General features: G+C 40.5%; 10 protein-coding genes. 5 read left to right on the top strand and 5 right to left on the bottom strand.

Features of this window, described 5'->3' with window-relative positions; genetic code table 11:
• Positions 1-2: 2 nt before the first annotated feature.
• Positions 3-1364, top strand: coding sequence for a glutathione-disulfide reductase (gene gorA / locus PTRA_RS01765; protein ID WP_011327071.1), 1362 nt, complete (start codon positions 3-5; stop codon positions 1362-1364).
• 159 nt (positions 1365-1523) lie between these two features.
• Positions 1524-2351, top strand: coding sequence for a mechanosensitive ion channel family protein (locus PTRA_RS01760; protein WP_058372453.1), 828 nt, complete (start codon positions 1524-1526; stop codon positions 2349-2351).
• 191 nt (positions 2352-2542) lie between these two features.
• Here PTRA_RS01760 and PTRA_RS01755 read toward each other — a convergent pair whose 3' ends face one another.
• The 5 genes from PTRA_RS01755 to ftsY form a co-directional block, all read right to left on the bottom strand.
• On the bottom strand, positions 2543-4414 hold the full coding sequence (locus tag PTRA_RS01755; RefSeq protein ID WP_058372452.1) for a methyl-accepting chemotaxis protein: 1872 nt from the start codon (positions 4412-4414) through the stop codon (positions 2543-2545).
• Positions 4415-4847: 433 nt separating this feature from the next.
• Positions 4848-5711 carry an RNA polymerase sigma factor RpoH gene (gene rpoH / locus PTRA_RS01750; RefSeq protein WP_011327068.1) on the bottom strand — a complete coding sequence of 288 codons (864 nt, stop codon included), beginning with the start codon at positions 5709-5711 and terminating at the stop codon, positions 4848-4850.
• Between the two features lie 225 nt (positions 5712-5936).
• Positions 5937-6923 carry a permease-like cell division protein FtsX gene (gene ftsX / locus PTRA_RS01745; RefSeq protein ID WP_058372451.1) on the bottom strand — a complete coding sequence of 329 codons (987 nt, stop codon included), beginning with the start codon at positions 6921-6923 and terminating at the stop codon, positions 5937-5939.
• A complete protein-coding gene (gene ftsE, locus PTRA_RS01740; protein WP_058372450.1) occupies positions 6920-7597 on the bottom strand; it encodes a cell division ATP-binding protein FtsE in 678 nt (225 codons plus the stop codon). The genes ftsX and ftsE overlap by 4 nt, the downstream gene beginning before the upstream one ends.
• Positions 7598-7831: 234 nt before the next feature.
• Positions 7832-10102, bottom strand: a complete 2271-nt coding sequence (ftsY, locus tag PTRA_RS18835; protein ID WP_167653563.1) for a signal recognition particle-docking protein FtsY — start codon at positions 10100-10102, stop codon at positions 7832-7834.
• A 207-nt stretch (positions 10103-10309) separates the two neighbouring features.
• Here ftsY and rsmD point away from each other — a divergent pair, with 207 nt between their 5' ends.
• The 3 genes from rsmD to PTRA_RS01720 all read left to right on the top strand — a co-directional run bounded on the left by rsmD (position 10310) and on the right by PTRA_RS01720 (position 11742).
• On the top strand, positions 10310-10915 hold the full coding sequence (gene rsmD / locus PTRA_RS01730) for a 16S rRNA (guanine(966)-N(2))-methyltransferase RsmD (protein WP_011327064.1): 606 nt from the start codon (positions 10310-10312) through the stop codon (positions 10913-10915).
• A gap of 145 nt (positions 10916-11060) precedes the next feature.
• The gene (gene rpsU, locus PTRA_RS01725) at positions 11061-11276 is read left to right on the top strand and encodes a 30S ribosomal protein S21 (protein WP_002957797.1); all 216 of its coding nucleotides are present in this window, start codon (positions 11061-11063) and stop codon (positions 11274-11276) included.
• Positions 11277-11295: 19 nt separating this feature from the next.
• Positions 11296-11742, top strand: a complete 447-nt coding sequence (locus PTRA_RS01720; protein WP_058372449.1) for a GatB/YqeY domain-containing protein — start codon at positions 11296-11298, stop codon at positions 11740-11742.
• Positions 11743-11794: the final 52 nt, after the last annotated feature.

Here is an 11794-nt window from a genome sequence, read left to right as displayed (position 1 = left end):
ACATGGCTCAGCATTTTGATTATATTGCAATTGGCGGTGGTAGCGGTGGTATTGCGTCGGCAAACCGCGCGGCAATGCGTGGCGCTAAAGTAGCACTTATTGAAGCAAAGCATATGGGTGGCACATGTGTAAACGTAGGATGTGTACCTAAAAAAGTAATGTGGCATGGTGCTCAAGTTGCTGAAGCAATTAATTTATATGCGCCTGATTACGGCTTTAATGTTGAAGTAAAAGGTTTTGATTGGGGCAAATTAGTAGAAAGCCGCGAAGCCTACATTGGCCGAATCCATAAAGGTTACGATAATGGCCTTGCAAACAACGGCGTTACCGTAATTAAAGGTTTTGCTAAATTTGTAGATAATAAAACAGTTGAAGTAGATGGTGAGCATTATACAGCTGATCATATTTTAATTGCTGTTGGCGGTCGTCCTAGCATTCCAAATATTGAAGGCGCTGAGCACGGCATTGACTCTAATGGCTTTTTTGAGCTTAAAGAGCAACCTAAACGCGTTGCTGTTATTGGCGCAGGTTACATTGCTGTAGAGCTTGCAGGCGTATTACATAGCTTGGGCACTGACACGCATTTATTTGTGCGTAAACACGCACCACTGCGTAACTTTGACCCATATATAATCGATACGCTAGTTGAAGTAATGGCAAAAGAAGGCCCTACCTTGCATACCGAATCTGTGCCACATAAATTGGTTAAAGAAGACGACGGCTCAGTAACCTTGCATTTAGATAATGGTAAAAGCCATAACGTAGACCAAGTAATTTGGGCTATTGGACGCGAGCCAACTACAAATGCAATTAATATTGCTGCAGCAGGTGTAGAAGTTAACAGCAAAGGCTTTGTTAAAGTAGACGAGTACCAAAACACCACCGCTAAAAACGTATACGCTGTGGGCGATATTATCGAAAACGGTATTGAGCTTACCCCAGTAGCAGTTAAAGCTGGGCGTACTTTATCTGAGCGCTTATTTAATAAAGAACTGCCAGATGATTTAAAAATGGATTACAGCTTAGTTCCTACGGTAGTATTTAGTCACCCACCCATTGGTACTATTGGCTTAACAGAGCAAGAAGCTATATCGCAATACGGTGCAGAAAACGTAAAAGTATACCAATCAGCTTTTGCCGCTATGTATACCGCGGTTACGCAACATCGCCAGCCTTGTAAAATGAAGCTAGTGTGCGCAGGCCCAGATGAAAAAGTGGTCGGCTTACATGGTATAGGTTTTGCTGTAGACGAAATGATTCAAGGTTTTGCAGTTGCCATGAAAATGGGCGCAACTAAAGCTGATTTTGATGCAGTGGTTGCTATTCACCCTACAGGTTCGGAAGAATTTGTTACCATGAGATAACAGCTCAGGGCGACTGTTAGCTTAAGTTGTCCAAAATCAGCAAAATATAAAAACACCGTGCTTAGGTTTAGCGCGGTGTTTTTCCCTAGAACCTAGGGCCTATTATTTAAAAACCTAGCTGTTATTACTTACTTTAAACTTATACCGATTAGGGGTTTTATTATCAAAGACATACTACTACATCCAGTTCTTATCTCAGTGGTGGTACTCACTATCGCATTTAGTTTAAAAGTACTTGTTGATAAGTTGGCGCGCTATAGAGCAGAAAAAAAAGAAAAAGATATTCGCTATATTGCTCACAATATTAAGCACTTTATTAACTTTACTATGGTTTTGTTACTGCTGTTTATATGGTCGACTGAGATTCAAAACTTTGCACTGTCTATAGCCGCTTTTGCCGTTGCTATTGTGCTTGCCACTAGAGAGTTTATTCAATGTGTAATTGGCTTTTTTTACTTAGTGACAACCCGCCCATTTAGAATAGGCGACTGGGTACAAGTTGGTGAATATTATGGCGAAGTAGCAGAGACTAACTGGATTAAAACCACCTTACATGAAATTGATATGAGAACTTATCAATTCTCTAGAAAAACAATATATATCCCTAATAACAAATTAATTACCAGCCCAATAAAAAACTTAAACTTTATTAAACGCTTCGCTACTCATCATTTTAATATTGTGCGCAAAGACAGCTTTAATCCGTACCCTATTTACGAAACTCTAAGTAATAAAGCCAAGCATTACTGCGAAGAGTTTGAAGAAGTAGCAAGTAGATATAACTCTATTATTAAAAGAAAGTTAGATGCAAAGATTTCAGGCCCAGAACCCGAAATTCACTTTGGTACTACTGAGTTAGGAGAGTTTAGAGCAAGCTTCACCCTATTTTGCCCAACCGATAAAGCTCTTGAAATTGAGCATAAGTTAACTGAGTGCTTTATGGAGCTGTGGTATAGCGAAGCAACTAAAAGTGATGTTAAGGATTAAATCTATTACTCGATTAGCAAAAAGGCGCACTTATTAAAGTGACTTTTTATCGAAGAAACCCTGTGTTCTGAGAAGTGATGTCGCAGGGCAGTTCACTTAGATGAAAGAGAATAATTTAAACTTTATTATTTTAAATATAACAATTGCTCTACCGCGAAGTAATAAGGCTGCAGTAGAGCAATTGTTCACGCTTACAAAATAAAGGTAGCCACCTTATCGCTCAAATCAGCAGCGCGATCTTTAAGTACTTTTGCCTGGCTTAAATGGGTCAAAGCCGACTCAGTGATCTCATCTGTAACATCTTTTATAGCAACCGTATTTTGCGTTATTTCATTTGTTACTTGTGTTTGCTCTTCGGCTGCTATGGCTATTTGTCCTGCCATATCAGAAATTATATTAACCGCTTGAGTAATTTCTTCGAGGGCTTTTGCTGCAGCATTAACGTCATCAACACTATTATTAGCTAACCCTTTACTACTATCCATTAAACTAACGGCCTGCTTAGTCGTGTTTTGTAAAGTTTCGATAGTAGTATAAATTTCTGCAGTAGATTCTTGAGTTCGGCGAGATAAAACGCGTACTTCATCGGCAACAACCGCAAAGCCGCGACCGTGCTCACCGGCACGAGCAGCTTCAATGGCCGCATTGAGTGCTAATAAATTAGTTTGCTCAGCAACCTCTTGAATTGTAGTTAAAATACTAGAAATAGCTTGTGCATGCAGGCTTAGCTCTCCCATAACCACAGTGGTTTCATCAATCTCAGATGCTAATGAATTAATAGTGCTACGAGTTTTATCGACCAAGCCTTTGCCCTGTGCACTGCTTTGGGCTGATTGCTGTGATGCTGCTGCTGTGCTTTCTGCATTGGCTGCAATTTCATGTGTTGCACTAGACATTTCTGTTACAGCAGTAGCAACCATCGCTACTTCTTGTTGTTGACGTTGTAACTCTTCAACGCTCGTTTGATTGGTACACAAACTTCTCTCTGCATCTAAATCAAGCTCAGTTGCAAGCTGGCGAATATGGCTAATAAGCTCATGCTGACTACTCACAAAGCGATTAAAGCTATCAGCTAACACACCTACTTCATCTTGGCTATCGACCTCTATACGCTGCGTTAAATCGCCATTACCGTCTGCAATCCGTGATAATGCCAGAGATACTCGAGCTAATGGTCCGAGTAATAAACTTAACAACCATGAAATAGCCAAAACACTCACTATTAAAGCTAAAGCTGCTAACCCTAACTGAGTTAACATTAAGTTTGTTAATGGTGCTTCCAGTGTTTTTTTATCCAGTACAAAAGCTAACTGCCAATCAGTATTAGGAATATCTACGCCCCAAAGTAATTTATCTCGGCCTTCAGTTTTAAAATAAGCAGGAGTAAGCTCCCCACTTTGAATACTCGATTGCACCAGCTTAGTATTTAACTGATCATCAATATTACTGATTTGACCCATAACTTTACTTGCGTCTTTATAGGCAATCACTGTACCGTCATTATGCATCATGATTGCATACCCATTGGCTGGCAACGCCATGTTATTAACACTCTCAACTAAGCTAGCAATAGATACATCACCACCAACCACACCATTTCGAGTCGGTTGCGCTATACTTATCACTAGTAAATTAAAAGCTACGTCTAAATAAGGCTTAGTGACAATAGCTCCTCGTGTTTGTTGAGCTTGTTGATACCAAGGCCGAGTTCGTGGGTTGTAACCTGTGCGATCAACACTTGGATCAGAGTCGAACATTTCGCCATCGTTGTTACCAAAATAGGCTAATTGAAAATCACCAGAAGCTTGCGCTTGCTGTAACGCGTTGAGCGTATCACCTTCTACCTTTGTCGCCACAGAGCTAACTATTCGCAGGCGATCAGCAAGCCATTGCTCAATCTGTGCTGCCTGTTGCTCACCAGATTGACTAACCTGATCAACACTACTTTGTAATAACAAGGCTTTTTGAGTGGAATAACTACGCCATGATAGCAACGCTACCACAATGACGAGTGCGAGAATAACCGATAACAATATCTTTTTCTTTAGTGAATATGAGTGCATATTGGGTACTAATACAGCTTAAAATTAAATTAGATGATGGGTGTAAACACAGCTAACTAACAGCTGAATTTAGAATATGGGTTAAACTGAAAGGCCAGTCTAAACCTGCAAATATTTTCGCATACACAGGGAGGAAACAAAATAAAAACTAACCTCTAGCAGCCTAAATCAGACTTATTCACTAACATATAATGTTAATTTTTTAATTCAAATAAACCCCATGTAAATAGCAACAATCAAATGAGTGCAGTTGGTTTGTTTTACGTTAAATATATGTTTAACGTATTAACTCTGAATAAGACCGAGCTTAAATGGTATTTACTAACTTGAATAGATTTAGAATAGAAAAAGATTTAAGTAGATATTGTGAAGCAAACAAAAAGCCCCGCATTTTATATGCGGGGCTTTTTTGTTGTTCGCTAAATGGTTAGGTTTACACCATTGCAGCTTGTAGCTTTTTCATCGCTGTTTTTTCTAGCTGGCGAACACGCTCAGCCGATACACTGTATTTTTCGGCAAGTTCTTGTAGCGTTGCTTTATCGTCGGTTAACCAACGTGCGCTTACAATGTCTTGCGAGCGTTCGTCTAGCGTTTTAAGAGCGCTAAACAAACGAGTATGTGATTGTTCTTGCCATTGTTGCTGCTCAATATCGTCAGCTAAATCAGCAGTGCCATCAGTTAAATACTGTACTGGTGAATAGGTGCTACTTGGTGCGCTGTCGTCGTCATCACCTGTAAGGTCAAAGCCCATGTCTTGGCCGCTCATGCGCGATTCCATTTCACGTACTTCTTTTTCACTTACACCTAGCTCGCTAGCTACTGTGCTAACTTCTGCTTGGTTAAACCAACCTAAACGTTTTTTATTTTTACGAAGGTTAAAAAACAATTTACGCTGCGCTTTAGTGGTAGCAACTTTTACGATGCGCCAGTTTTTAAGTACAAACTCATGAATTTCTGCTTTAATCCAATGTACTGCAAACGATACTAAACGCACACCCACTTCTGGGTTAAAACGCTTTACCGCTTTCATCAGGCCAATATTACCTTCTTGGATTAAATCTGCTTGTGGCAAGCCATAACCCGAGTAGCCTTTTGCAATATGCGCTACAAAGCGTAAGTGCGACATAATGAGTTGCTTTGCAGCACTAAGATCACCTTCTTCCTGAAGACGTGTTGCCAGCTCTTGTTCTTGCTCTACTTTAAGCATAGGAATAGTGCTTACCGCTTGAAGGTAACCGTCCATGCTTGCGCTTTGCTGTCCAACTGTAAGTGCCATTGCGTATAAATCTTTACTCATTTTTCACCTCGGTGATAAACATTTGAAACCATCTTAGCACTCTTTACCTAAGAGTGCTAACCCCAATTTAAAACTTTTCTTAAGTATAAATCAAGTGGTTTTTTGTATTTTTTAAGTCTACGCTAAGCGACTGAATAAGTGATGAATTAAGCCCTGCTATAGCTTTAAAGTACTTTTATAAAAACTGCTTTAAAAAGAATAATATAAAAGTGTGACCATTTTATGTCAGACTTTATCTGGCTCAATTTCTTTTATATAACGATTAACCGATAAGTACGAACCAATAAATCCTAAGCTAGTAGCAAGCAGTACCAGCGAGCCAAATTCTTTTAAGGTTAAACCAATTAAAGAAAAACTAGTTTGGTAAACACTTGCCACACTGCTAACGGCAGTTGATAGCCACCACATCATTAGCGCTACACATATAAACGCAAATAATCCGCCTATAACGCCATACCATATCCCGGTCCATAAAAAGGGGGCATGAATAAAAGTATTAGTAGCACCTACCAGCTTCATTACTTGTATTTCTTCTTTTTTATCCATAATAGATAAACGAATAGTGTTGCCTATTATTAGCGTTACCGAGGTAAGCAATAGCAGCGCAATGGTAATAACACTTTCTTTTAATAGGCTTAGCAATGCATTTAGACGCTCAAGCCAAGCTATGTCGAGCTTACCAAAATCAACTTCTCGCTCACTTTCAAGCTTAGTTAAAAGTACTTTTGCGGCATTAGGTTGTCTGTGTCGCGACGTTGGTATAACGAGCACTACATCGGGTAACGGGTTGCTATTTAAATAGCTTAACGCCTGACCAAATCCAGATACTTGCTTAAACTCTTGTAGAGCTTGCTGCTTGGAAATAAAGGTCACGCTTTCTACTTCTGGGTAGAGTGCTAAGCGCTTTACTAAGGTTTGGGTTTCTTGCTCGCTCATGCTTTCTTTTACGAACAAAGAAATTTCGCTGGCCTCTTCAAAGCCGCTGCTTACCTGTTGCACATTTTTAACCACTAAATATAAGCTAGCTGGCAAGGTTAAGCTCAAACCCAGTACTGCAATAGTCATTAACGACGCTAGAGGTGTGCGCCACATTTCACCTAAGCTATGTACGCCTTGGCGAAAAATATTAATAATAAAAAAATAACCGCCAGCAAATACTGATTTTTTTTGTTTATCGTTACTATTTTGACGACTTTTAAAAAGTAAACTCATAATGCGCCCTCGGCTAACGGATCTTGAATCATACGACCATCTTTTAGGGTTAAGCTGCGATACTTCATCCGGGCCACTAATCCTAGATCGTGTGTAGCAATAAGTACGGTTGTTCCATGGTTATTAAACTCTTCAAAAAGACGTAATATTTCCATTGAAAGCTCAGGATCTAGGTTACCCGTTGGTTCATCTGCTAATAATATTGGCGGGGAGTTAACAATTGCGCGGGCAATACCCACACGCTGCTGCTCGCCACCAGAGAGCATAGATGGGTGGCATTTAATTTTATCAATCAAACCAACCTTATCAAGTGCGCCATGCACACGCTTTGCAATTTGCTTATGGTGTGTGCCTTCAATGATCAAGGGCAGTGCTACGTTATCAAATATAGTGTAGCGCTCTAATAAGCGGTGGTTTTGAAATATAATGCCTATATCGCGACGGGCATAAGGAATTTGCCGTGAGTTTACTTTGTTTAAATCTATACCGTTAATAAACACACTTCCAGCAGAAGGGCGTTCCATTAGGCTAATTAGTTTTAACAGCGTACTTTTACCCGCGCCACTGTGTCCGGTTAAAAACGCGAGTTCACCAGGCTTAATATGAAAATTAACTTTTTCAAGAGCGCGATGCCCGCCTGGATAGGTTTTACTTACTTGCTGAAAATTTATCATTTTTTATTATGCCAACGCTATTAAACATCAATAAAGCTGGTATTCCTCGCAATTAAAAAGGGAGCAAGCTCCCTCTTTTGGTAAATAAAAGTTCCACCTTTAAAAGGTGTGTTATAAACCACACCTACAGAACCGGAAAATCAAAGTACAAACATGGCTATTTGGGTGAAGCTTTCACTTTATGAGCGTCGCGCTAATCACTTTTCAACGTTTGTACTAATAGCTTGCTATGCTTTAAGCGTCGTCTTCATCTTGGCTAAATAGCGCATCAATAAAGTCATCGCTTTTAAAGGCACGTAAATCATCAATACTTTCACCCACACCAATATAACGAATTGGAATGTTAAACTTATCTGCTACCGCGAAAATAACACCACCTTTTGCCGTGCCATCTAGTTTTGAAAGAGTAATACCGGTTAAACCAACGCACTGATTAAACAAGTTTACCTGGCTAATTGCATTTTGCCCTGTGCCTGCATCAATAGTTAACATTACTTCGTGCGGCGCGTCAGGATCAATTTTTTTCATTACTCGCGCTATTTTTTCAAGCTCTTGCATTAAGTTGTCTTTATTTTGCAAGCGCCCTGCTGTATCTGCAATTAATACGTCAACGTTACGCGCTTTTGCAGCTTGAAAAGCATCAAAAATAACAGACGCACTGTCGGCACCAGTATGCTGTGCAATAACAGGAATACTATTACGATCGCCCCATACTTGTAGTTGCTCAACCGCTGCAGCTCTAAATGTATCACCCGCAGCAAGCATGACCGACTTGCCTTCGCTTTGAAATTGCTTAGCCAATTTACCAATGGTCGTCGTTTTACCTACACCGTTAACACCTACCATTAATATAACAAATGGTTTTTTATCGGCCGGAATAACCAATGGCTGCTCTGCAGTTTTAAGCATTGCAGCCATTTCTTGTTTCATTAGCTCGTAAAGTGCGTCGCCGTCTTTTAATTGCTTACGGTTTGCCGCATCAGTTAAGCGGTCTATTAACTTCATGGTGGTATCAACGCCTAAATCGGCGGTGAGTAATTGCGTTTCTAGCTCTTCAAATAAATCATCGTCTATTTTTTTACCACTAAATATAGAAGCAAAACCAGAACCAATATTAACGCGAGTTTTTAATAAACCTTTTTTAAGGCGAGAGAAAAAACCTTCTTTTTTAGGTTTTTCTACTTTTTGAGCTGCTTCGCTTGCAAGTTCATCTGCAACACGCGCTTGTTCTAAACGCTCAGCTTCTTCTTGCTCTGCTGCAATACGTGCTTGTTCTAAACGCTCAGCTTCTGCTTGCTCTGCTGCAATTCGTGCTTGTTCTAAACGCTCAGCTTCTGCTTGCTCTGCTGCAATTCGTGCTTGTTCTAAACGCTCAGCTTCTGCTTGCTCTGCTGCAATTCGTGCTTGTTCTAAACGCTCAGCTTCTGCTTGCTCTGCTGCAATTCGTGCTTGCTCTAAACGCTCAGCTTCTGCTTGTTCAGCTGCAATACGCTGTTGTTCTAATCGCTCAACTTCTGCTTGCTCTGCTGCAATACGCTGTTGTTCTAATCGCTCAACTTCTGCTTGCTCTGCTGCAATACGTGTTTGCTCTAAACGCTCAGCTTCAGCCTGTTCAGCTGCAATACGCTGTTGTTCTAATCGCTCAGCTTCTGCTTGCTCTACTGCAATTCGCTGTTGCTCTAAACGCTCAGCTTCTGCTTGTTCAGCTGCAATGCGCTGCTGTTCTAATCGCTCAATTTCTGCAAGCTCTGCTGAAATACGTGCTTGCTCTAAGCGCTCAGCTTCAGCTTGCTCTGCTGCAATTCGTGCTTGTTCTAATCGCTCAGCTTCTGCTTGCTCTGCTGCAATACGTGCTTGATCTAAACGCTCAGCTTCAGCCTTTTCCGCTGCTGCTTTTTCTTGATCCAGGCGCATCTGCGCTTCTTGCTCTACTAAACGCTGCTGTTGCTCTAACTGTAATGCATGAGCATCTGCTTGCTGTTTTACGAGTAACTCAGCATTGGCTTTTTCAATCGCTAGCTTTTCAGCTTGCTCTCTCTGTGCTTGCTCGGCTGCAAGTTTTTGCTGCTCTAATCGCTCAGCTTCTGCTTGCTCTGCTGCAATACGTGTTTGCTCTAAACGCTCAGCTTCGGCTTGTTCAGCTGCTGCTTTTTTTTGATCAAGGCGCATCTGCGCTTCTTGCTCTGCTAGACGCTGCTGTTGCTCTAACTGTAATGCATGAGTATCTGCTTGCTGTTTTGCGAGTAACTCAGCATTGGCTTTTTCAATCGCTAGCTTTTCGGCTTGCTCTCTCTGTGCTTGCTCGGCTGCTATTTTGTCTGCAGCCTCTTGCTCCGCTTTTTCAGCGGCCAGTCGCTGTTGCTCTAAATGCTCTGCTTCAGCTTTTTCTGCTGCTAAGCGCGCTTGCTGTTGGTTATCGGCCTCTTGGGCACTTTGTTCCGCTTGTTGTTTTTTATCTGACTTACCAAAACCTAACCAAGACAGTAATTTACTTTTTTTTGCCATACTTGCTAATAACCACTTATAAAATTCTGATAAACTAACGATAATAATAGTATGTGCGTTAACTGCTATTTTAAACTGTTTAAAGGCACAATCTATTGTCTAGGATGCTTATACTACCACTTTTAGCGCAGTTGAAAAATGACACGCTATGATATGATTGCAATATTATCTGAGCTAGATAGCAGATACCAATTTTTAGTGAGCTAAATGAGAAAAAAAACAACACAAAATAAAGTAACTAGCAAATCCAGCGATGGCTTTATTAGAGTGATCAGTGGTCAATTTAGAGGCCGAAAACTGCCCGTTAAAGACGTACAAGGGCTGCGTCCAACAACTGATCGTATAAAAGAAACAGTGTTTAATTGGTTAATGCAAGATACCCGAGAGGCAAATGTGCTCGACTGTTTTGCCGGTTCTGGCGGTTTAGGTTTTGAGGCACTGTCTCGATTTGCTAAAAGCGCTACTTTTGTTGAACTTGACGCTGCCGCAGCAAAGCAAATTGAGCTAAACATTAGCACTTTAAAGCTGCAAAACGCACACGTAAAACATACCAATACACTGGCATTTTTAGAGCAAATTAATAGTAATGAGCCATTTAATCTAGTTTTTGTTGACCCGCCATTTCGTAAAAACTTGGCACAATCGAGCGCTGATTTACTAGAAAACAATCAATGGCTAAGCAGTGACGCTTTAATTTACATTGAGGTAGAAAGCGAGTTAAGCACCTTTACTGCACCAATCAACTGGTTGTTAATTAAAGAAAAAAAGGCTGGGCAAGTTTTTTGTCGTTTGTATCAACGCCAAGTAAATTAACACTGTTTTAGATGCCAGCTTTCTGTTAATATTATCCTTTACATGTGGTGTTGCTTCGGATTACAATACCGCACCATTTTTGAACCACTTGATCAATGTTTGATCAACTTGAGCAACGCTCATAATTTAGGTAGGTGAATTTTTAATGCCAGTAATTAAAGTAAGAGAGAACGAACCGTTTGACGTAGCACTTCGTCGCTTCAAGCGTTCATGTGAAAAAGCAGGAATCCTTTCAGAAGTTCGTCGTCGCGAGCACTATGAAAAACCAACAGCTGAGCGTAAGCGTAAAAAAGCTGCTGCAGTAAAACGTCACATGAAAAAACTTTCTCGTGATAACGCACGTCGCGTTAAATTATACTAATATATTAGGTCTTGTATAAATGAGCCTTTTAATAACGCTAAAAGATGCGCAAAAAGATGCGATGAGAGCCAAAGACAAATTACGTCTTAACCCTATTCGCATGGTACTTGCTGCAATAAAACAACGTGAAATTGACGAGCGTATAACACTAGACGACGCAGGTATTACCTCCGTTATAGTGAAGCTTGTTAAACAACGTCGTGACTCTTACACTCAGTATACTGATGCTGGGCGTGATGATTTAGCTGATATTGAAGCCAGTGAGATAGTAGCACTTGAAACTTTCCTACCTCAACAATTGAGTGAAGAAGAAATAATTGCTCTCATTGACGTGGCTATTGCTGACACTAACGCAGCAGGTATGCAAGACATGGGTAAAGTAATGGGTATAATCAAAAGCAAAGCTGAAGGTCGCGCCGATATGGGCAAAATCTCTGGTTTAATTAAGCAACGATTAACAGCCTAGTACTCCCACATACATTAAGTATGATTGAAGTAAACCGAGCCTAGAGCTCGGT

It is taken from the genome of Pseudoalteromonas translucida KMM 520 (assembly GCF_001465295.1).
GTDB lineage: Bacteria > Pseudomonadota > Gammaproteobacteria > Enterobacterales > Alteromonadaceae > Pseudoalteromonas > Pseudoalteromonas translucida.
Note: the sequence above shows the minus strand (reverse complement) of the source record. Positions and strands in the feature narration are given on the sequence as shown.

Excerpts from the sequence above, each read along its gene's own strand:
- ftsX (WP_058372451.1), bottom strand. The coding sequence starts at position 6,923 with ATGAGTTTACTTTTTAAAAGTCGTCAAAATAGTAACGATAAACAAAAA.
- gorA (WP_011327071.1), top strand. The coding sequence starts at position 3 with ATGGCTCAGCATTTTGATTATATTGCAATTGGCGGTGGTAGCGGTGGT.
- ftsY (WP_167653563.1), bottom strand. The coding sequence starts at position 10,102 with ATGGCAAAAAAAAGTAAATTACTGTCTTGGTTAGGTTTTGGTAAGTCA.
- ftsE (WP_058372450.1), bottom strand. The coding sequence starts at position 7,597 with ATGATAAATTTTCAGCAAGTAAGTAAAACCTATCCAGGCGGGCATCGC.
- rsmD (WP_011327064.1), top strand. The coding sequence starts at position 10,310 with ATGAGAAAAAAAACAACACAAAATAAAGTAACTAGCAAATCCAGCGAT.
- rpsU (WP_002957797.1), top strand. The coding sequence starts at position 11,061 with ATGCCAGTAATTAAAGTAAGAGAGAACGAACCGTTTGACGTAGCACTT.
- PTRA_RS01755 (WP_058372452.1), bottom strand. The coding sequence starts at position 4,414 with ATGCACTCATATTCACTAAAGAAAAAGATATTGTTATCGGTTATTCTC.
- rpoH (WP_011327068.1), bottom strand. The coding sequence starts at position 5,711 with ATGAGTAAAGATTTATACGCAATGGCACTTACAGTTGGACAGCAAAGC.
- PTRA_RS01720 (WP_058372449.1), top strand. The coding sequence starts at position 11,296 with ATGAGCCTTTTAATAACGCTAAAAGATGCGCAAAAAGATGCGATGAGA.